General features: G+C 61.0%; 17 protein-coding genes and 1 tRNA gene. 14 read left to right on the forward strand and 4 right to left on the reverse strand.

Annotated features, from left to right (window positions below):
• The first annotated feature begins 121 nt into the window (after positions 1–121).
• Positions 122–3,367 (forward strand): AsmA family protein, encoded by a 3,246-nt coding sequence (locus CZ345_RS08425; RefSeq protein ID WP_077072696.1) that lies wholly within the window; start codon positions 122–124, stop codon positions 3,365–3,367.
• A gap of 388 nt (positions 3,368–3,755) precedes the next feature.
• On the opposite strand, the gene CZ345_RS08430 is transcribed toward CZ345_RS08425, so the two are convergent.
• On the reverse strand, positions 3,756–4,016 hold the full coding sequence (locus CZ345_RS08430; RefSeq protein ID WP_077072697.1) for a HypC/HybG/HupF family hydrogenase formation chaperone: 261 nt from the start codon (positions 4,014–4,016) through the stop codon (positions 3,756–3,758).
• A 167-nt stretch (positions 4,017–4,183) separates the two neighbouring features.
• On the opposite strand from CZ345_RS08430, the gene CZ345_RS08435 reads away from it, so the two are divergent.
• The 6 genes from CZ345_RS08435 (at position 4,184) to gpt (ending at position 8,346) form a co-directional block, all read left to right on the forward strand.
• Positions 4,184–4,957: an MlaE family ABC transporter permease gene (locus CZ345_RS08435; protein ID WP_077072698.1), complete on the forward strand. Its 774-nt coding sequence runs from the start codon at positions 4,184–4,186 to the stop codon at positions 4,955–4,957.
• A gap of 8 nt (positions 4,958–4,965) precedes the next feature.
• Positions 4,966–5,787 carry an ABC transporter ATP-binding protein gene (locus CZ345_RS08440; RefSeq protein WP_077072699.1) on the forward strand — a complete coding sequence of 274 codons (822 nt, stop codon included), beginning with the start codon at positions 4,966–4,968 and terminating at the stop codon, positions 5,785–5,787.
• 10 nt (positions 5,788–5,797) lie between these two features.
• The gene (mlaD, locus tag CZ345_RS08445; protein ID WP_077072700.1) at positions 5,798–6,241 is read left to right on the forward strand and encodes an outer membrane lipid asymmetry maintenance protein MlaD; all 444 of its coding nucleotides are present in this window, start codon (positions 5,798–5,800) and stop codon (positions 6,239–6,241) included.
• A 3-nt stretch (positions 6,242–6,244) separates the two neighbouring features.
• Positions 6,245–6,871: an MlaC/ttg2D family ABC transporter substrate-binding protein gene (locus CZ345_RS08450; protein ID WP_077072701.1), complete on the forward strand. Its 627-nt coding sequence runs from the start codon at positions 6,245–6,247 to the stop codon at positions 6,869–6,871.
• Positions 6,871–7,737: an MlaA family lipoprotein gene (locus CZ345_RS08455; RefSeq protein ID WP_077072702.1), complete on the forward strand. Its 867-nt coding sequence runs from the start codon at positions 6,871–6,873 to the stop codon at positions 7,735–7,737. Before CZ345_RS08450 ends, CZ345_RS08455 begins: the two co-directional genes overlap by 1 nt.
• A gap of 111 nt (positions 7,738–7,848) precedes the next feature.
• The gene (gpt, locus tag CZ345_RS08460) at positions 7,849–8,346 is read left to right on the forward strand and encodes a xanthine phosphoribosyltransferase (RefSeq protein WP_077072703.1); all 498 of its coding nucleotides are present in this window, start codon (positions 7,849–7,851) and stop codon (positions 8,344–8,346) included.
• Between the two features lie 331 nt (positions 8,347–8,677).
• On the opposite strand, the gene CZ345_RS08465 is transcribed toward gpt, so the two are convergent.
• Positions 8,678–9,793 (reverse strand): metal-dependent phosphohydrolase, encoded by a 1,116-nt coding sequence (locus CZ345_RS08465; RefSeq protein ID WP_077072704.1) that lies wholly within the window; start codon positions 9,791–9,793, stop codon positions 8,678–8,680.
• A 134-nt stretch (positions 9,794–9,927) separates the two neighbouring features.
• Between CZ345_RS08465 and CZ345_RS16590 the strand changes: the two genes are divergently transcribed.
• From CZ345_RS16590 to CZ345_RS08500, 7 genes are all read left to right on the forward strand, one after another.
• Positions 9,928–10,197: a hypothetical protein gene (locus CZ345_RS16590; protein WP_144277289.1), complete on the forward strand. Its 270-nt coding sequence runs from the start codon at positions 9,928–9,930 to the stop codon at positions 10,195–10,197.
• Positions 10,185–10,271: transfer RNA gene (locus tag CZ345_RS08470), tRNA-Leu, on the forward strand. Before CZ345_RS16590 ends, CZ345_RS08470 begins: the two co-directional genes overlap by 13 nt.
• Positions 10,272–10,458: 187 nt before the next feature.
• Positions 10,459–11,229 carry an alpha/beta hydrolase gene (locus CZ345_RS08475; protein WP_077072705.1) on the forward strand — a complete coding sequence of 257 codons (771 nt, stop codon included), beginning with the start codon at positions 10,459–10,461 and terminating at the stop codon, positions 11,227–11,229.
• 20 nt (positions 11,230–11,249) lie between these two features.
• Positions 11,250–12,005, forward strand: a complete 756-nt coding sequence (locus CZ345_RS08480) for an esterase family protein (RefSeq protein WP_077072706.1) — start codon at positions 11,250–11,252, stop codon at positions 12,003–12,005.
• Positions 12,006–12,180: 175 nt separating this feature from the next.
• On the forward strand, positions 12,181–13,377 hold the full coding sequence (locus CZ345_RS08485) for an ATP-grasp domain-containing protein (protein WP_077072707.1): 1,197 nt from the start codon (positions 12,181–12,183) through the stop codon (positions 13,375–13,377).
• Between the two features lie 548 nt (positions 13,378–13,925).
• Complete coding sequence (locus CZ345_RS08495) at positions 13,926–14,459, forward strand: flavodoxin family protein (RefSeq protein WP_077072709.1); 534 nt, start codon at positions 13,926–13,928, stop codon at positions 14,457–14,459.
• Positions 14,460–14,660: 201 nt separating this feature from the next.
• Positions 14,661–15,788, forward strand: a complete 1,128-nt coding sequence (locus CZ345_RS08500; RefSeq protein WP_077072710.1) for a metallophosphoesterase — start codon at positions 14,661–14,663, stop codon at positions 15,786–15,788.
• A gap of 593 nt (positions 15,789–16,381) precedes the next feature.
• Here the strand turns inward: CZ345_RS08500 and CZ345_RS08510 are convergent.
• Entirely contained in the window at positions 16,382–18,589 is a 2,208-nt protein-coding gene (locus tag CZ345_RS08510; RefSeq protein WP_077073021.1) for a RelA/SpoT family protein, read from the reverse strand.
• A gap of 93 nt (positions 18,590–18,682) precedes the next feature.
• The gene (locus CZ345_RS08515; RefSeq protein ID WP_420843770.1) at positions 18,683–20,245 is read right to left on the reverse strand and encodes a peptide-binding protein; all 1,563 of its coding nucleotides are present in this window, start codon (positions 20,243–20,245) and stop codon (positions 18,683–18,685) included.
• Positions 20,246–20,389 lie beyond the last annotated feature (144 nt).

Consider the following 20,389-nt stretch of genomic DNA (forward strand, 5'->3'; position numbering starts at 1 on the left):
CGTTGAAGGCCCCGACCGCGAACGATTTCCCCTTGTACACTGACGACAAGTTTTCTACTATGCCCGCAGCCCGGCCTGAAAAAATCGGTACGAAAAGTACCGCGGCCCGTCAAGAGGGAATATGCGGAAACCTCGCCTTGGAACGGTACTTCTGCTTCTGTGGGGGATTTTTCTCACCTCCATGGTCTACGGTTACCTCGCATGGCTTCAGCCATCGCGTCTGTCCTCCACCGTGTCCCAGCTTCTGGAATCGAAGCTCGGCGTACAGTGCAGCATAGGCGAGGTATCCCTTTCCCTGTTTCCCCTGCCCACGCTCCACGCGAGCGATCTCAGCCTTCTGCGCGGCAGCATGAACCATATGGAGCTGCACATCCGGCGCGCCCATATCCAGATAAGCTATTTTTCCCTGCTCCGCCTCAGGCCCGTCATCCGCTCCCTCCGGCTGGAAAGCCCCACGCTCGACGTTTCGGCCGATCAGCTCTCCCCTGTCGAAAAGGAAAAAGAACAGCCCTTCGCCTCCTTCACGCTGCCGAAGCTCCCGCGCAGCGTCATCGGCGTGCGCATCGTCATGGAAAACGGAACCTGCCGCCTCATCGGCGCGGAAGGCAGGGGCAGTCTCGCCCTTTCCGGCATTCAGGCGGATTCCCGCCTGCCGGGGCTTCTGCCGGGGCATCTCAACCTTGCCGTGGAGAACATGCGCCTCGCCCTGCCTTCCGGGCTGGAAATTTCGGCCAGGGATTCGCGCCTGTCCCTCGCTTCCCTGCGCCGGGGCCTGAGCGGCGTATGGAACGGGAGCGTGCAGCTTTCCTCAGAAATGCAGCTCGGCGCGCTCGATGCCGTGCTGGGCAGGGAAATTTCCGCCCCCTACCGCTATTTCCCCATGACAAAGCCCCTCGCTCTGGACTTTTCCGCCGATTTCACCGCCTCGCCCGAATCGGGCAGCTACAGCGCGCAGGGCAAGGCCGCAGCCTCGGCCACGCTCACCATGAACGGGCATCCCGTGCCCATTTCCCTGGCCGTGCGCTTCCACATGCCCGACCTTGCAACGCCCGTCACCATAGCGGAGGCCGACGCCCGCATGGGCGACGACCATGTCACCCTCTACGGCAATGTCTCCGGCCTCACGGAAGCCTCTCCCCTGTTCCGGGGCCGGGCCGACATCCATCATTTCAGCCTCATCCGCTGGTTCGGTTTCGGGCGGCTCATGGACCCGGGCCTTCAGCAGGCGCTGGACAATATCACAGGTTCTTTCGAGAGTATGGAACTCAGCCCCAGGGGCATCGTCGTTCCCCGTCTCAAGGCCGTGGTGCAGGATATCCCTCTGGAAGGCGAAGGAAGCTGCCGGGAATTTCTCAAGCCCGACATCCGCATCAGCGCCCATGCCAAAAAGGCCGATCTGAACCGCATCTTCCCGGAACTTACGGGCAACATACCCGACATGTCGCACCTGCCTGCGCCGGTGCTGCCCCTTGATGAAGACGACGAACCTCCGCAGCCTTCCGATATCCATGTAGGCTACGACATACACATAAGCGCCGACGAGGCCGACATTCTCGGCCTGCGCGCGGGCGGGGCCGACGTGCATGTGGTTCCCGCGCCCTCCCACGGAACCATGCTCGTCATCGAGGTGGGAAACGTGTACGGCGGCAAAGGCTCATCCCGCGTCTATCTTCAGGACGACATCCGCGTCACGGCCGATCTCAGCCGCGTTTCCATGGACGGGCTCACCAGAGACATGGCGGGCTTCGCCGCCGTGGGCGGCATACTCAAAAAAGGCTCGGTGGATCTCACCTTCCGCCCCGGTTCCGGCCTCACCATGCTGAGCAGCCTCAGCGGCAGTGTGAAGGGCAGCCTGGAACAGGGCCGCTTCACGCTTAAAAACGGCCGTTCCCTGCCCTGGCGCAGTATGGAGGTCAATGCTCAGGCCAAGGCCGCTCCGGGCAGAAAACTCACCTCCATGCCGCCGAGCATGGATTTTCGCGGCAAATGGAACGTGACGCTCGCCACGGATGCCTGGTCCGTCACGGCGGACGCTCCCCAGGCCGCCCTCGCCTTCAGCACATCCTTCGGTCTGCCCGTCGCCATGCGCGGCCAGGCCGTCACGCTTCAGGCCTCTTTAAGCAAATCCCTTTCCGCCCTGCTTGCACGGAACATGGAATTCACCCTTTCCGGCAAGGGCAGCTTCGACATCAATAACAATACCGTATCCCTGGAAGATGCCGTGCTCCGCCACCCGGCCTTCACCGTAAACGGCGATCTTGCTCTGGCAAACTTCCCCGCGCGCCCCTCGGCCACGGGCAGGCTTTCCTTCTCCACCTCGTCGCTCAAGGAATGCGCCGAGCTCTTCGGCCTGCCCCTGCCGCAGCTTTCCGGCAGAAAAAAACTCGAGAGCGCCAGGGCCTCCGCAGGCGTATCCTTCCAGGCGGACAAGGCGGAATTCACCGACCTTGCCCTTACCGTGGACGACACGCACCTTACCGGCCGCCTGCGGCAGACGCTTCAGGGCAGGCCGCTGCTCAGCGGAGAACTCCACTCTCCTTCCCTGAATCTCGACGACTACATGGCAAAGGACGGCGAAAAAAAATCCGGCTCCGGAACCTCGACGCCGCTGCCTCTTGATTTTCTGAAAAACAGGGATCTGGATCTTAAAGTTTCCCTTCAGAAACTGCGGGCCTTCTCCACCACGCTTTCCCATGTGGAGCTGCCCGTTTCGCAGAAAAACGGCGTTCTCTCCATCCCCATCCGCGCCGCCTTCCCCGGCGGAGGAAGCGCTTCCGGCTCCTTCCAGGCCGCGCTTTCCCAGAACGGAACCCATGCGGATCTTTCGCTGAACGCCCGCTGCCGCGAGGTGAACATGCTCAACTTCAGCCGCGACAGGGGGCAGAAAACGCATATCAGCGGAACCGGCAGCGCAGAAGCCGATCTGCGCTCCCGGCAGAAGAACTGGCAGGACTGGAAAAAGGCTCTGGACGGAAAGCTGTCCTTCCTCGTCAGGGACGGGGCCATCATCTCTCCCCCGCAGGAGGCGCGCGGCAAAAGCTCGACGACCGACTTCCGCACCATGTCCATGTCGGCGGCCGTCAGCAGGGGCGTGGCCACCTGCCGGGACTTTCTCATCAAGGGTTCCCTGACCACGGTCACCGGCTCGGGCACCGTCAATCTGGCGGCGGAAAGCATCGACGCAAGGGCCACCGTCACCCTTGCGGGCATACCGGAAATGCCCATCACCATCACGGGCAATCTGTTCAAGCCCAAGGTCACCTATCAGCTCATCGGCGCGGTTACGGGAACGGTGGGCAACCTGGGTTCCACCTTCTTCGACATCGTGGGCGGCGTGCTTACCGCGCCCTTCCGCCTTTTCCAGTAACGCCCCTCCCGAAGATGCGGGGGCGGAAACGGCGCTTTCTTCCGGGCTGCTTCCCGCCGCATGAAGGCGCGGCCAAGGCTGCGCGGGGCCCTCGCCAAGCCGTCTGCACGGACAGAAAAACAGCCCGGACAGGAACACTTCCCTCTGTCCGGGCTGTTTCATGCATGTTTATTAATGATGCGGCGTGAATGATATCCGCCGTCAGGGCGTACCGCGCAGGGCCGCGCCTTCATGCAACGGCTGAGGTCACTCTGCCCCTCGGGCGCAACGCGGAACCTTCCCCGAAAAGGCGGAAAAAATCGCGCTTCGCCAAGCCTTTCTCCCCCGCTGCCGTATTCCCTCATCCGGGCGGCAAAAGGCCTTTTTCCGCACGGAAGCGCGCGGAAGGCTACAGCGCTTCCGGCGAAAGCCCCCCGTTCACGCCGAGTTCCGCTATCTGCCGGAATATCCTGAGCGATTCCTCGGCCTCGGCGGCATCAAGGCTGCGCAGGGCAAAGCCTGCATGAACGATGACGTAGTCTCCCGGGCGCGGAGCTTCGGGCAGAAGCAGCGTGGAAATATCCATATACGTTTCCCCGCTGCCCACGCGCACGCGGGCCTTTCCTTCTTCCGGCACGTCCACCACGCATACGGGAACGGCAAGACACATAGGCATTCTCCTGAAAAAAACGGTCTCTTTCAAAGTTCGGCCTCTTCCTCATACTCCGGCCGCGCCCGTCATGCAAGCGCCGCATACCTTACTGCCGCAAGGCAGATTGCAATGTCATGCGAAATCGGCTAACGTCCGAAAATTACCCCTGAGGTTAAGGTATCAGTATGAATGAAATCTGCGCACCCGTGCTGAATCTTGTGAACCGCCTCGGCGAAATGGCGCTGTTTCTGTCCGACGCCGTCCGGCAGACGTGGCATTGCCGCCGTCTGGCCGGCAAGGTGCTCCAGCAGGTGTACGTCATCGGCGCAAAGTCCATGTTCGTCATTCTGCTCATCGGCCTGTTCACCGGGCTGGTGCTGGGCCTTCAGGCCTTCTATGCCATGTCCATGTTCGGCGCTCAGGGCATGCTCGGCTCCCTGCTCGCCCTCACCCTCATCCGCGAAATGGCCCCCGTGCTCACCGCCGTCATGGTCACGGCGCGCGCCGGCTCCGCCATGACGGCGGAAATAGGCGTCATGCGCATTTCCGACCAGGTCGATGCGCTCGAAGTCATGGACATCAACCCCGTGGGCTACATGGTCACGCCGCGCCTTCTCGCTTCCGTGATCACGTTTCCCCTGCTTACGGCCATCTTCACGGTGGTGGGCATCTTCGGCGGCTATCTTTCCGCCTGCGTGCTGCTCGGGCTCAACGAGGGGCGCTATTTTTCAGGCATAGAATCCAGCGTCACCCTGCACGATGTGGAAGGCTGCTTCCTCAAGGCGGCGGTGTTCGCCGTCATCGTCATCACCGTATGCTGCTTCCAGGGCTACAACGCCCACAGAAGAAGCGACGGCAAGGGGGCCGAGGCCGTGGGCAACGCCACCACCTCCGCCGTGGTCATGAGCTGCGTGCTCATTCTCATGGCCGACTATGTCCTCACCTCTTTCCTTCTTTAGAGGCGCGCATGAACCAGCAGGCCTGGGATATCAGCATAGAACATCTGGACGGCGGCTATGAAGGCCGCCTCGTCCTTCAGGATTTTTCCGCGGTACTGCCCGCCGGAACCATCACCACCATTCTCGGGGAATCCGGCTGCGGCAAGACCACGCTGCTGCGCCTGCTTCTGGGGCTGAACCGCCCCTCCGCCGGGCGCATTCTCATAGGCGGGCGCGACGTGTGCAACATGTCGGAAAAGCAGTTCCGCAAGCTGCGCCGCCGCTTCGGCGTGCTCTTTCAGGACGGAGCGCTCATAAGTTCCCTCACCCTTGCGGAAAACGTGGCCCTGCCCCTCGTGGAACACACCACCGTTGCCCGGAAGACGCTGCGGGAAGCGGCCCTGCGCACTCTCGAACTTGTGGGGCTGAAGGACTTTGCCGACTATTATCCCGGAGAGCTTTCGGGCGGCATGCGCAAGCGCGCAGGTCTGGCCCGCGCCATCGTCACGGAACCGCCCGTGCTTTTCTGCGACGAACCCACCTCCGGGCTCGACCCCATCACCGCCGCCCAGATGGATCAGCTCCTTCTGGACATGAAGGCCTGCTACCCCTCCATGACCACCGTGGTGGTCACCCACGATCTCGGCAGTGTGGACCATATTGCCGGGCATGTGCTGGTGCTCAGAAGCGGCAGGGCGGCCTTTGCAGGCACCAGAGAAGAACTGAAGGCGTCGCAGGATGCGTACCTGCGCCGCTTCCTTGACCGTAAATTCGAAGAATCCCGCCGTATGGCGGCCCCGCCTCTGGACAGCTCCGTGCGCCGGGCCCTCGCCGAATGGCTGGACGATTAACGAGGAAGCTATGTCTGCTGCAAAAAACACCGTCGTCGGAGTGTTCGTGGTCATCGGCCTTGTCTGCGTGACCTACCTCACCATCAAGCTGGGCCGCATGGAAGTTCTCGGAGACAACGGCTACACCGTCACGGCCCGCTTCTCTTCCGTGGCCGGTCTGAGAACGGGCGCAAGCGTGGAAATCGCGGGCGTGTCCATAGGGCGAGTGTCGGCCATACGCCTGGATACGAAGGATTATACCGCCCATGTGGACCTGCGCATCAACGAGGGCGTGCCCCTTTCCGAAGACGTCATGGCTTCGGTAAAAACCAGCGGTCTCATCGGCGACAAATACATTGCCATCACCCCCGGCGGATCGGAAGAACTGCTCGCTCCGGGCAGCCTCATCACCGATACGGAACCGGCTCTCGACCTTGAAGCCCTTATCGGCAAAGTTGTTTTCGGAGGCGTATAAGCCATGAAATTCAAGCTGTTCATTCTTTCCCTCATCGTTTTTTCCCTGGCGGCCCTGCCTGCCTTCGCCGCGCCCATGACGGCCCGGCAGACGGCGGAAGCCGGGGCGGAGCGCATTCTCGCCCTGCTCGGCGATCCCGCCTTCAAAACGCCCGAGGGCAAGCCCGCCATCCGTGAGAAAATCGAAGCGGAAGTGCTCAATCTCTTCGACTTCGAGGAATTCTCCACCCGTACCGTGGGCCCCACCTGGCGGCAGTTCACCCCTCGGCAGAAGGAAGAGTTCAAAACCGCCTTCACCGAACTTCTGCGCAACACCTACATCGACACGCTGGATGAATACAACGGCCAGAAGGTGCGCTTCACCGGCGAGGTGAGCGGCGGCAACGGCAAGCGCGTGGAAGTGCAGATGGAATTTCTGGCCGACCAGAAGGTCTACCCCGTGGCCTTCCGTATGCTGGAAAAGAACAACCGCTGGGTGGTGTACGACGTGCTCATCGAAGGCATCAGCATGATCAAGAACTACCGCGACCAGTTCCGCGACATTCTCAACAAGAACAATCCCCAGGAACTCATCGACCGCGTGAAGGCGAAGGCCGAGGAACAGAAAAACAAAAAGAAGGAAGCGAAGTAATGCCACGCCTGCTTTTCGCCGCCCTCCTCGCGCTGGCGCTCGCCTGCTCTGCGGCCTGCTCCGCGCATAAGGAGGCCTCCCCCGTTGCGGATACGGAAATCTCCGCCCCCGCGCAGGAGCTTTCCGCCGCTCCCGAGCCCGCCGATACGGAAGACTACGGCGGCCTGGACGACTACGACGATTTCAGCGAGGAGGACGCGGCCCTTCAGAACGACCCGCTGGAAGGCTGGAACCGCTTCTGGTTCCGTGTGAACGACTGGTTCCTCCAGTATCTGGTCAAGCCTCTGCACAAGGGCTACGCCTTCATCGTGCCGGAAGCCATCCGTTCCGGCATCAGCAACTTCGCCCACAACGTCACCTTCCCGGTACGCATGGCCAACAGCCTGCTTCAGGGCGAATTCGCCCAGGCGGGCGTGGAATTCGACCGTTCTCTGGTCAACTTCATGGTCAGCCTCGGCTTTGCCGACGTGGCGAGCCAGAGCAAACCGCTGTACCCCTACCGGCCGGAAACGGAAAACTTCGACTATACGCTCGGCGTATGGGGCGTGCCCGACGGGCCGTACTTCATCATTCCCTTCCTCGGCCCGTCCACCGTACGCGGGGCCGTGGGCGAAACGGGCGACGCCTTCATGAAGCCGCAGGACTACCTTCTCGGCTGGGAAATCAGCATTGCCGGCAGCGCGTTCTTCGCCTTCAACAACGCCGATTCGCTGTACAAGGCCTACGACCAGATCACCGAATCCGCTCTGGAACCCTATGTGGCCCTCAGAAACGCCTACCTCAGCATGAGGAGGAATCAGCAGCTCAACCTTACGCTGACCTCCAACGCGCAGGACAAGCTTCCTGCCGATACCGTACAGGAATGATCCGGGTGCGGGGCGCGGAAAAAGGCCGCGCCCCGCATCCCCGGCAAAACAAGCGACAGCCGCCGCACAACGCGCCCTTTGTCGGGAAACGCTTTTTTCAGGAGACTTACCGTGGCAAAAGCAGACCGCTATCATAAAACCTTCCCCGTCACCTGGGAACAGCTCCACCGCGACGCCAAGGCCCTCGCCTGGCGGCTTCTGGAACGCGGCGTCTTCACCAGAATCGTGGCCGTAACCCGGGGCGGACTCATTCCCGCAGGCATTATCGCGCGGGAACTCAACATCCGTCACATCGACACCGCCTGCATCATGCTCTACAACTACCGTGAGGAAAGCGACGCCGAAACCGTGCTCAAGAATGCCGATCCCTCCTTCAACGAGCCCGATACCCTCGTCATCGACGACCTCGTGGATACCGGACACACGGCGCAGATTCTGCGCGCGGCGCTCCCCAAGGCACACTTCGCCACGCTGTACGCCAAGCCCGAAGGCATTCCCCTGGTGGACACCTACGTCACGGAACTGAGTCAGGATACCTGGGTGCTTTTCCCCTGGGATTCGGACATACAGTACGCCAAACCCATTATCGATCTGAAGCACGAAGCTTAGGCAGAGGCCGGGGCAACCCCGGCCTCTGTTTTTCCGATTCCCGCCCCTGCCTTTTCCAGAAAGCCCCGCGGGAAGGTTCTGGTCAGGCCGCTGAACGGCATCGCCTTTTCCCTCCGCTGCGGGCCGTTCGCCCTCTCCCCTCCCCCATGCTCTTCCCTCTCCCTCGCTTTTGCGTGAGGCGTGCGTTCTTCCGGCGGAACACGCGGCAGATTCTTTTCCCGCCTCTTCCCGCGTTTTCCGCACCAGCGCCTTTTTCCGCGTAAAAAACAGCAAAAAACATCCCCGGAGAAAAATTTCCCCCGGGGATGACCATGTTCTTTGGCGGATGCGGTTACGCCGTGACCACCCGGCTCACTTCCTCAGCCAGGCGGGAAGCGCCGTTCTTGCTGTAGATGTTGTACAGCTCCATGGCGCTTCTCTGGGAAAGCACATAGTTGCGGAAGCTGTTGAACACCCTGCCCTCGAGGTCCTTGCCCCTGATGTTGTAGCGTTCGGCGGCAATCTTCTTCAGTTCCGCGGTAAGCCACTGTGCGGCGGGCACGCTGAGCACCCAGTCGTGGTCGGCCAGATGGGTGACGAAGCCCTCGGGTCTGCGGGGCAGAGGCAGCGTTTTGCCGTCCTTTTCCAGATAGCCGTTCGCCACGGGGTCCTTTCCGGCAATGATGGCGGCCGCCCTGATCCAGTTCACCACGGAGGCCTCCAGCGCCGAGGTTCCGGGATGGTCGTGAGCGCAGGCCTGGGCCACGCACACTTCCGCAGGAAGTCCCTTGTTCATGGATTCGGCCACGCTCAGGATATGATGCGCGCCGGTACCGGCAATGGAAGCTTCCGGCAGGCAGGAGGCATCGTCCTTCCACTGGAACACCCACGGTTTATGCACGTCGTGCAGAAGCTGGGAGGCCAGGGCCACATCCCTGTCCACTTCCATGTGGAATATCGTTCTGTAGTTGTCGCACAGGGCCTTGGCGCTGGCCACGTTGAGCGCAACGTGCGTGACAAGACCGCCGGGGTAGGCATGGTGGCTCCCCCAGCCGCTGCCGGGAGCGGAATAGGAAGGCTGCGGAGCCTTGTCGGCGCCTGCACAGGCGGGGAAAATACCGGCGGCCTTTTCCTCCAGCAGCTTCGCCTTCTTCAGTTCGGCAACAAGGGCCTTTTCATCGTTCTTCGCCACCCGGGGCGCAGGATTTTCCAGCATGTCGAGCACCGCGCCGCGCAGGGAGGCGTTCACGATTTCCCCGGCGGAATCCTTCATGTAGCGCCATGCGTCCATAACCTTGGCGGAACTTTCCGCCATCTGCCGGGGCGTCATGGAAACGCATTCCTCAAGGCTGACGACCTTCACCTTGCCGGGAGCGGCCGCAAAGGCTCTGGACGTCATGCCGCCCATGGCGAAGGCCGCACCGGCAACCAGAGTTCCGAACATAAAATCACGTCTGCTGCTGACCATAGTTTTTCCTCCATGAATATATGCCTTATCGAGCACGTCTAGAGAAATATCCTGCCGCTGTAACGGCACCATGAAGCGATTATGAATTTTACTGCGGCATGATACCGTGCTCATGATGCAATTCATGAAGAAGCATGACGCAATTTTTACAAGAATATGAAGCCTTCCTGCCTGGCGGCGCTTTTTTCTTCCTGCCGGATTCACCGGTGCTGCATTTCTCTGCATGGGAAATGCCTGTGCCTCATGCTCCCGGATTTTTCCGACGAATAAGGGGGCTTCCCTGTTTTTCGGGGCCGTTTTTCTGCAGAAAAACGGAAAAAGAAAAAAAATTTCTTCAAACCCTAAAAAAATGCTTGCCAAGGGAGGGCAAATCGTCTACTTACACACCTGTGCCGAAGTGGTGAAATTGGTAGACACGCTAGGTTCAGGGTCTAGTTCCCGTTCGGGAGTAAGAGTTCGAGTCTCTTCTTCGGCACCAGCAGAAAGCATGAAGCCCGGAAGACAATACGTCTTCCGGGCTTTTTCTTTTCCTCCGTCTTTCTTTTCCTGTCCGGCCTTGCGGCACAACGTGGAATTGAATTTCATGCGGCGCTATGTTAACTTCGGGGAAACAACGCTCCGCACGTTCCTTTGCCTCAGCGGAGAAAAGGAAGCTTGTTCACTCTATGGTCAAAACATGGAAACTCTCCATTCCTGAACTTACCGGCAGGGAAAGACGCCGCGCCTACGTCTACCTGCCCACCATGTACAGGGAACAGCCGCGCCGCCGCTTTCCGGTACTGTACATGTTCGACGGGCACAACGTGTTTTTCGATTCCCACGCCACCCACGGCAAAAGCTGGGGGCTGGGGGAATATCTCGATTTTCTGGACGTGCCCATCATCGTCGCCGCCGTGGAGTGCAACCATCATCCCGACAACGGCCGTCTTTCCGAATACTCTCCCTACGACTTCACCGATCCCGAGTTCGGTCCCGTCACGGGGCGCGGCGAAATCACCATGGAATGGCTTGCCAACACCTTCAAGCCCCTCATCGACAGGCGCTTCCGCACCATTCCCTGGCGGGAGCACACCTTCATTGCGGGCAGTTCCATGGGCGGCCTCATGAGCCTGTACGCCGTAACGAAGTACAACGAACTCTTCTCCCGCGCGGCCGCGCTCTCTCCCCACATCTGGGCCGATAAAAAAAGGGTGCTCCAGCTCATCCGCACCACCCCTCTCACTCCCGACACCGTCATCTACATGGACTGGGGCTCGGAGGAGTTCGGTGGCGACAAGAACATGACGCACGATCTGCGCCGCCTGGTGGACGTGCTGCTCGACAAGGGCGTGCACCTCACCTCGCGCGTGGTGCCGGGGGGAGAACACAGCGAAGCAAGCTGGGAACGGCAGATTCCCTTCTTCATGGAAACATTGATGTACGGCCTCGAAGGCTGAACCGACAAGGAGGACACGATATGCAGACAAGATATTTCAAGCAGTACAGCCCCGCCCTCGGCCGCGACATGGAGTGCAAGGTCTACGGTCACGCAGGCAGACCGCTGCTGTTCGTGCCCTGCCAGGACGGGCGCTTCTTCTCCTTCGAGGACTTCCACATGTCCGACACCATGGCCCCGTGGATCGAAAGCGGCAGGCTCATGGTAGTGGCCATCGACACCATCGACCAGGAAACCTGGTCCAACCGCGGCGGCGATGCATGGTGGCGCATCCGCAGGCATGAAGCCTGGATGAACTACATCTTCAACGAAGTAACGCCCTTCACCCAGCATCTGGCGCACACGGCCAACGGCTGGGAAAGCGACGCCGGTATCATCGCCTTCGGGTGCAGCCTCGGCGCGCTGCATGCCGCCAACCTGTACCTGCGCCGTCCCGACCTGTTCAACGGGCTTCTGGCCCTTTCGGGCATCTACACGGCTTCCTTCGGTTTCGGCGACTACATGGACGAAGTGGTCTACCGCAATTCCCCCGTGGACTACATGGCGAACATGCCTTCCGACCACCCCTACATTTCCCTGTACAACAGCCGCCGCGCCGCCATCTGCGTAGGCCAGGGCGCATGGGAAATGCCGGAAACCACCCGCCGCCTGCAGGAAATATTCGAGCACAAGGGAATCCATCTCTGGGTGGACATCTGGGGGCACGACGTGAACCACGACTGGCCGTGGTGGTACCGTCAGGTGGAATACTTCATGCCCTGGCTGCTCGGGGAATAACGGCGCATCGCACGCCCGGGGCCGCCCTTCCCCGCCCCGCAAGGGCCCGCCGCATCAGAAAATGCCGCCGTATGATAAACCATGTTGATGTTGCCGATAAAAAACGAAAACAACAAAAATCCGAACGGAAAACAACATCACTGTCCGGCGGTACGCCAATAAAAAGGAAACGCCCATGAAAAACTTCGTGTTCATCTCGCCGAATTTTCCCGTCAACTACTGGAAGTTCTGCCATCACCTCAAGGCCGACGGCATCAACGTGCTCGGCATCGGCGATCAGCCCTATGCCGAACTTCTGCCGGAACTGCGCGACAGCCTTCAGGAATACTACAAGGTCGGCAGCCTGGAAAACTACGATGAGGTTTACCGGGCCATGGGCTACTTCATCCACAAATACGGCCGCATCGACTGGCTGGAGTCCAACAACGAATACTGGCTGGAACGCGACGCGGCGCTGCGTACCGACTTCCACATCACGAGCGGCTTTCAGACGAGCGACATGCCGCGCATCCGCTACAAGTCGGGCATGAAGGAATACTACCAAAGGGCCGGCATCGCCACCGCGCCCTACACGCTGGTGGAAAGCAGGGAAAACTGCCTCGCCTTCATCAAGGAAACGGGCTGGCCCGTGGTGGTCAAGCCGGACAACGGCGTGGGCGCGTCGGATACGCGCAAGCTCACCTGCGAAGAGGATCTCGATGACTTCCTCGCCCGCAGGCACCCCGGCGTGCGCTACATCATGGAAGAATTCATCCATGCGGAAATCAACTCCTACGACGCCATCTTCAATTCCCGGGGCGAGCCCATCTTCGAAACCGGCAACGTCACGCCCATATCCCTCATGGACGTGGTCAACGAAGCGGACAACGCCATCTACTACCTGCTCAAGGAACTGCCGGAAGACACCCGCGCCGCAGGCCGCGCCACGGCAAAGAGCTTCGGCGTGAAGAGCCGCTTCGTGCATTTCGAGTTCTTCCGCCTCACGCAGGACCAGAAAGGCATGGGCAAAAAGGGCGACATCGTGGCTCTTGAGGTGAACATGCGCCCCTGCGGCGGCTACAGCCCGGACATGATGAACTTCGCCTGCAGCACCGACGTGTACAAGATATGGGCCGACATGATCGCCTACGACCGTTCCACCCAGCCTGTGGGGGAACACTTCTACTGCGCCTTCGCCGGCCGGCGCGACGGCAAGAAGTTCAAGCTCTCCCATGAAGACATCATGGCCCGCTACGGCGCGCAGATGAAGATGGTGGGCCGCATTCCCTCGGCTCTGGCCGAGGCCATGGCCGACCAGATGTACATGGCCAACTTCTCCACCATGGAAGAAATGCGGCGCTTCTACGCCGACGTGCTCGCTCCGCAGGACTAGAAGAAGCTCTTTCGCGGCCCGGTTCGCCTGTCTCCCAAGGAAAGGCGCACCGGGCCTTTGTTTCTTTTCTCCCGGCAAGAGGATGAAGGGCAAGACCCCTTCCCGAGGGATTCCGCAGCTGATCTGCCGCTGGAAAGGGCCGTATGTTCCACGGACGCTCCGGCCCGCGCCGGAAATGACGGCGGCCTTCTGCCCGGAAGAGGGCGAAAAAAGCTGCCGCACTCCGCCTCCGCCGGCCGGAAAAACATCGCCTGCGGATGCTGCCTGCGAGAGTTTCAGGCAAGAATATGAGCGTATCCGCTCTGGACAAAAAGGCGCTCTTTTCCAAAGATGGGAGGCGGAAAGCCGCCCTTCCGTATCGAAGAAGGCAGGAGCGGTCCTTCCCGGCTGCTTCCGGCATTCCGGTACGCCTCGCATCCGCCCCCTTGCCGTGCGCCGACTTCCGGGAGAGGGAACAACGCCGTATTTCACCGCGCCGGGCACGCCCGGCACACAACCATCGCAACGGCTCCAGACAAGCCGCGGCGCATACGCGCCTGGAGGAGAATATGAAAAACATCCTCATCATTTCCGCAAGTCCGCGCAAAGGCGGCAATTCCGAACTTCTGTGCGAATCGTTCATGAAGGGAGCTCTCGAAGCCGGGCACAAGGTGGAAATCGTGCGCCTGCGCGAGCACGACCTGCATCCCTGCTTCGGCTGCGAAGCCTGCCAGGCCACGCACGCCTGCGTGCAGAAGGACGGCATGGCTCCCCTGCTGGACAAGCTCCTTGCCGCCGACGTGGTGGTCATGGCCACGCCCGTGTACTTCTATTCCATGAACGCACAGATGAAGACCTTCATCGACAGAACGCTTCCGCACTACACCGAAATTTCCGGCAAGGAGTTCTACTTCATCGCCACCGCCGCCGACAGCAACCGCTCCGCGCTGGAACGCACCATCGACGCCTTCCGCGGCTTTACCGACTGCCTGGAAAAGCCGCAGGAAAAAGGCGTGCTGCTTGCGCCCGGCGTGTGGAAAAAGGGCGACGTGGCCTCCAGCCCTGCCATGGAACAGGCCTTTGCCATGGGCCGCAACGCCTGAGCTGCGCTTCGGCCTTTTGCGGGCCTGGCGATTCTCGCCAAGGGCGCACAAGCCTCCTTCCTCTGCCGCATGAAGGCCGCATGAAATGCCCCGCCCTTTCGGGCTTCGCTTTCGTCTGATACCGGGGGCGGAGCGGGCCGCCGCCCGCTCCGCTTCCCGCACCTTTTCCTCCAAAACACGCCCCCGGCTCCGCACCTGCCTATGCGACTTCTCCTGCCTTCCGTCATCGCCGCCGTCTACTGCTTTATGAGTCTCGTTCTTCCCTTGAAGGCGGGCTTTGTCCTCAAGGCCCTCATGGGCGCGGCATTTCTGGCCGCAGGGCTCAAATACGTCTTCTATCAGGTGGTGGGCGGAGGCTTTTTCCGGCCGGAGCTGCCGATTCCCGTCATGCTCGCGGCGGAAGCCCTGTACGCCGCGCTGCTGGTGCTCTTTTTCCTTGCGCTGGTCAAGGATGCGGCAAGCCTCGGCCTGTGGCTGGCCCGGCGCATGGGCGCTTCGTGGCGCATGCCCCTCACGGGCGGCATACGCTGCACAATCCTTGTGGTTCTGGCTCTGGCAAGCGGCGCATGGGGCACATGGCAGGCCGTGCGTGTACCCGATGTGCATACCGTGGAACTGGAGCTGGAAAAACTTCCAGCAGAACTTGAAGGTTTTACCCTTGTCCAGCTCAGCGATCTGCACATAGGCCCGGTGCAGAAGGCCGCGTGGCTTGAAGAAGTGGTACGCAGGGTCAACGCCCTCTCCCCGGATGCCGTGGCCATCACCGGCGATATTGCAGACGGCCTGCCCCGTGCGCTCAGCAGAGAAATGGCCCCGCTGGCAGAGCTCAGGGCGAAATACGGCGTGTTCGGGGTCACGGGCAATCACGAATATTACTACGACGCACGCGGCTGGCTGCAGGAACTTTCCTCCCTCGGCGTCATCATGCTGAACAACGAACACCGCGTGCTTCCCGGCGGGCTCGTCATCGGCGGCGTTCCCGACAATACCGCGGCCCGTTTCGGCGGCCGGGGAACGGATGTGAAGGCCGCGTTTTCCGGCGCGCCCGAGGGGCCGCGCATTCTTCTGGCCCACAAGCCCAACGACAAAGGCCTGCCCTCTTCCGTTGCGGACGTGCAGCTTTCCGGCCACACCCACGGCGGACTCATCTTCTTCCTCGCACCGCTTATCGGCCATTACAACGACGGATACGTCCTCGGTCTGTACCATACGCCGCAGGGCAAGCTTCTCTATGTCAGCCCGGGTACGGGCCTGTGGAACGGCTTTTCCTGCCGCCTCGGCATACCCTCGGAAATCACCCGCTTCGTGCTGAAGACCAAAAGGCCGTAAGCCGGAACTTCACGATTCTCCGCCCTCTTCTGAGCAAAGCCCCCGTTTCTGCCCCGTGCAGAATAGCCTTTGCACCGTTCTGCAAAGCTCCCGGGGCTTCTCTTTTCCGCCGTCCGGCCCGCCGGAAAAACGGACCGTGCCGCCCCCTGCCGCGCGGCTTCCGCGTTTCTGCGGTACGGCCCCGGGACGGCCGTGCGGAAAAAGGCCTCAGCCTCAGGCCGTTCCCGTCAGGCTGTCTTTTCCGCGTCCGCCGGGCAGGGGAACGGCCCTTGCCGCTGTCCCGGGGAAAGCCCCGTTTCAGAAAAAATACCCGGCCCTGCCTTCCCGCAGACATCTCTGCCGCCGAAGGTCGGCAGGCCTGATTCGTCCGCCCCGTCCCGGAAAAATTCCGGTATGCTCTGTGCGCCCGGCATGTTCCGGCACAGCGCCGTGCGGAAAACACGCCTTCCGTCACGCAGCATCCCCGTTCCGCGCGGCCCGGCGACCTCTCCCGCCGGAGTCGGAACATAAAAAAAACGGAGTCCGCGCAAAACGCGAACCCCGCTTCCCACCGGAAGGGACGAAAACGGCTCCGTCCCGTTCCGCAGTTCCCGTCAGATATCCATATTGGAAGTGCCGCGCCGCACTTCGAGCACATGCTCTATGGTACGCAGCTTGTCTATGGTCTGGTACAGATGCACGGCGTCGCGCACTTCCACGGTGAAATCCATCTGGGAACGGCCGTCCACGGTGGACTTTATCTGGAGCGCGTTGATGTTCACATCCTGCTGGGCGAAGGCAAGGCTGATCTTGGCCAGCAGGCCCTTTTCGTTGAGACCCACCACGCTGACTTCCGCCGGGAAGGGCTTGCTCTCCTCATTGTTCCAGTTCACGGAAATGAGGCGTTCCGATTCCAGGTTCTGCACATGGGGGCAGTTTGCCGTATGCACGATGACGCCGCGCCCGCGGCTGATGAAGCCCACCACCTGATCGCCGGGCACGGGCTTGCAGCACTTGGCGAAGTGTATGAGCGTCTCTTCGATGCCCTTGATGGTAATGCCGTCGGCAGGCTTTTTCGGCGTGCCGTCGGTCTTGGGCGCGGGAGCGCTTTCCGCAGCGCTTTCCTGCCGGGGGTTCAGAATGGAAATGAGCTTCTGAATCACCTTTTTCGGCGTGAGCCGCCCCGTTCCCACGGCGGCGAACAGATCGTCCAGCGCGTTCAGCGAAAATTCCGGCACCACGATCTGCAGCCTGCCGTCCTTGGCCGCCCGGGTGACGTTGAAGTCCATCTTGCGGCCTTCCTTCTCCAGCAGTTCCTTGCCGAGGGCCACGGCGGCCACGCGCTCTTCGGTGCGCAGATAATGCTGGATGCGGCTTCTGGCCTTGGCGGTCTTGACGATTTTCAGCCAGTCGCGGTGGGGATGGCGGTTCTTGTCGGTAATGATCTCCACCATGTCGCCGTTTTTGAGCGGCGTGGCGAAGGGTTCGAGCTTGCCGTTGATTTTCGCGCCCACGCAATGCGCGCCCACGTCGGAGTGAATGAGGAAGGCGAAGTCGATGGAGGTCGCGCCCTTGGGCAGGCGCTTCACCGCGCCCCGCGGCGTGAACACATAGATTTCGTCGTTGAAGAGGTCCATGCGCAAAGAGCTCATGAACTCGCGCGAATCCGCCTCGTCCCTCTGGCGCTCCATAAGGTCGCGCAGCCACTGGAACTGCGGCATGTCCTGCATGGCTATGGCATGGTTGCGCTCCTTGTACATCCAGTGCGCGGCCACGCCGTGTTCGGCCATGTTGTTCATCTCTTCGGTGCGTATCTGAATTTCGATGCGCTCGCCCTCGGGCCCGATCACCGTGGTGTGCAGCGACTGGTAGCCGTTGGCCTTGGGCATGGAAATATAGTCCTTGAATCTGCCGGGCACGGGCTTCCACAAAACATGCACAAGGCCCAGCATGGCATAGCAGTCCCGCAGGTCGCCCACGATGACGCGGAAGGCGATGATGTCGTGCATCTCGTCCAGGGGCGTCTTCTGGGCCATCATCTTGCGGTAGATGCTGTAGGTCTGCTTGATGCGGCCGAACACGCGCCCGTTGATGCGGTTCTCGGTCATGATGGCTTCGATTTTGCCGATGACCTTGGAAATGAGCTGCCGCTCCACGATCTGGTTTTCGGAAAGCCAGGTCGTGATTTCCGCATAGGCGTCGGGCTGAAGGTAGCGGAAGCTCAGATCCTCCAGCTTCTGCTTGATGAGGTGCAGGCCCAGGCGGTTGGCGAGCGGCGCATAGATGTCCATGGTTTCCTTGGCGATGCGCTGCTGCTTGTGGGGCTTCTGAAAGTCCAGCGTGCTCATGTTGTGCAGGCGGTCGGCCAGCTTGACCACGGGAACGCGGATGTCGTGCGCCATGGAGAGGATCATCTTGCGGATGTTTTCCGCCTGCGCCTCCTCCTTGGTGTCGAAGCTCATCATGGTGATCTTGGTCACGCCGTCCACGATGTCGGCCACCTGTTCGCCGAAGAGCTCGTCGAGCTCGTCGATGGAGGAATCGGTATCCTCCACGGTATCGTGCAGAAGCCCGGCGGCCACGGCGTGCTCGTCGAAGCCCATCCTGGCCAGAGTGAGCGCCACGGAGGCAGGGTGCAGGATGTACGGGTCCCCGGAAAGGCGGAGCTGTCCGGCATGGGCGGCGGAAGCGTAGTCGTAGGCGCGCCGCACCATGGCCGCATCCGCGTCGGGATAATGCGTCAGAAGCTGCTCCACGATGTCGTCGGCCGAAGGCACCTTCGAAGCCGGCGAGCTTTCCCCGGTCACGGGAGAAATCACCATGGATACGTTTTCCGGGGCATGAGGCTGTTTCTGCCGGGCGTCGCCCGCTTCCTCAGACGGCTGAACAAGGGAAGTCTGACTCATAATAACCTGCTATTGCTGGAGCGCTCTGGGAACCCACCAACGGTCGAAGTTATAGGTGATCCCCGCCGGAGCGGGCTCTATCCCATGGAACCTCGACTGGACCATGGGCAAAGAATACGGCACATAAAGGAAAAGGTAGGGCTGCTCTTCGTGCAGAATCTGCTGAAAACGGTCATACAGGCGCTTTCTTTCGGCCCTGTCCGCCGAAGCGCGGCCCCTTTCCAGCAGGCGATCCACCTCCTCGTTGCAGAATCCGACGAAATTCAGGCCGTTTCCCGCCGCTGCCGAAGAATGCCACACGTCGAAGATATCCGGGTCATCCAGGATATTCCAGGCGAGAATGAGGGCGTCGAACTTGCGCGTATCCACAAATTCCTTGAGAAACGCCGCCCATTCCACCGTGCGTATGGAAACCTTCACGCCCACGGCGCGGAACATCTGCTGCAAGATGACGGCCACCTTGATGCGCTCGTTGTTGCCCTGATTCACCAGAATGGTGAACTCGAAACGCAGACCGTCCTTTTCCAGCACTCCGTCCTTTCCGGGGAGCCACCCCGCCTCCGCAAGGAGACGGCGCGCCTTCTCCGGGTCATAATCATACGGCTTCAACGAAGTATTGTACACCCATGTTCCCGGCTTGTAGGGGCCGAACGCGGCCTCTCCCATGCCGAGGAGCGCGCCCTTGATGATGCCCTGCCTGTCGACGGCGCAGGAAAGGGCCTGCCTCACCCGCCTGTCCTGAAAGAAGGGGCTTTTCTGGTTCAGGCCGAGGAAGGTGTAGCCCGAAGCCAGGTATTTGTATTTGTTCCAGTGCTTTTCCCACCATTCGCCGCCGGTCTGCCGCAGGTACTGCTGGGGGGAAAGCCCCACGAAGTCGAGCCTGCCCGCCCTCGCTTCCAGAAACATGGTGGTGGTGTCGGGAATGATGCGGTAGATGACCTCGTCAAGGTACGGGCGCCCCTTGAAATAGCGCTCGTTGGCCTCAAGAACGATACGGCTGCCCGGCTCCCACGACTTCAGCTTGAAGGGCCCCGCGCCTATGGGGTTGCGGGCATACCTCGTGGAGGCGATGTTTTCGTGTTCCAGCACATGCCTGGGCAGGATGGGGTGCATCCAGGTAATGGCCGCGCGGGCATAGGGCGCGTCGTAGCGCACTTCAAAGGAAAGCGGCCCCGTCTGGCGGTATTCCTTCACGTTGAGGAAGTCCGCCGCGTAGGCGGTGGGCGTTTTCGGGTCGATCATGAGGTTGTAGGTGAAGGTCACGTCGTCCGCGGTAAGGGGGTGCCCGTCCTGCCAGACAAGCCCCTCTTTCAGCCTGAAGCGCATGAACGTGCCGTCCTCAGAAACTTCCCATTCCTCGGCGGCGCATTTTATGATATTGAAATTCCTGTCATACTCCAGCGGCGAGGTATAAAGAAGCCCCGCCACTTCCGCCGAGGCGGAATCCGAAGCGAGGTAGGGAATGAGGTTGGAAGGCTCGCCGATGCTGCCCATGAGTATCTTCCCGCCGTATTCCGGCCGCAGATCGGCGGAAGCCCCGGCAAAGGCGCCTTCCGCCGGGCGGAGAAGCAGAAGACACGCAACGGCGAACAGAAACACGGCGCAAGACGCGGCTCTCTGCCGAAAAACTTTCCGGCAGAAGCGTTTTTGCTCCTGAGAGTGCAGAAAACATAACTTTTTTTTCATGAAAAAAGCCTAGCACAGTTCACTTCTCTT

The sequence above is a fragment of the Mailhella massiliensis genome (genome assembly GCF_900155525.1).
Lineage (GTDB): Bacteria > Desulfobacterota > Desulfovibrionia > Desulfovibrionales > Desulfovibrionaceae > Mailhella > Mailhella massiliensis.

Coding starts and splice junctions, on each gene's coding strand:
- CZ345_RS08425 (WP_077072696.1), top strand. CDS start 122: ATGCGGAAACCTCGCCTTGGAACGGTACTTCTGCTTCTGTGGGGGATT.
- CZ345_RS08430 (WP_077072697.1), bottom strand. CDS start 4,016: ATGTGTCTTGCCGTTCCCGTATGCGTGGTGGACGTGCCGGAAGAAGGA.
- CZ345_RS08435 (WP_077072698.1), top strand. CDS start 4,184: ATGAATGAAATCTGCGCACCCGTGCTGAATCTTGTGAACCGCCTCGGC.
- CZ345_RS08440 (WP_077072699.1), top strand. CDS start 4,966: ATGAACCAGCAGGCCTGGGATATCAGCATAGAACATCTGGACGGCGGC.
- mlaD (WP_077072700.1), top strand. CDS start 5,798: ATGTCTGCTGCAAAAAACACCGTCGTCGGAGTGTTCGTGGTCATCGGC.
- CZ345_RS08450 (WP_077072701.1), top strand. CDS start 6,245: ATGAAATTCAAGCTGTTCATTCTTTCCCTCATCGTTTTTTCCCTGGCG.
- CZ345_RS08455 (WP_077072702.1), top strand. CDS start 6,871: ATGCCACGCCTGCTTTTCGCCGCCCTCCTCGCGCTGGCGCTCGCCTGC.
- CZ345_RS08465 (WP_077072704.1), bottom strand. CDS start 9,793: ATGGTCAGCAGCAGACGTGATTTTATGTTCGGAACTCTGGTTGCCGGT.
- CZ345_RS16590 (WP_144277289.1), top strand. CDS start 9,928: ATGACGCAATTTTTACAAGAATATGAAGCCTTCCTGCCTGGCGGCGCT.
- CZ345_RS08475 (WP_077072705.1), top strand. CDS start 10,459: ATGGTCAAAACATGGAAACTCTCCATTCCTGAACTTACCGGCAGGGAA.
- CZ345_RS08480 (WP_077072706.1), top strand. CDS start 11,250: ATGCAGACAAGATATTTCAAGCAGTACAGCCCCGCCCTCGGCCGCGAC.
- CZ345_RS08485 (WP_077072707.1), top strand. CDS start 12,181: ATGAAAAACTTCGTGTTCATCTCGCCGAATTTTCCCGTCAACTACTGG.
- CZ345_RS08495 (WP_077072709.1), top strand. CDS start 13,926: ATGAAAAACATCCTCATCATTTCCGCAAGTCCGCGCAAAGGCGGCAAT.
- CZ345_RS08500 (WP_077072710.1), top strand. CDS start 14,661: ATGCGACTTCTCCTGCCTTCCGTCATCGCCGCCGTCTACTGCTTTATG.
- CZ345_RS08510 (WP_077073021.1), bottom strand. CDS start 18,589: ATGGTGATTTCTCCCGTGACCGGGGAAAGCTCGCCGGCTTCGAAGGTG.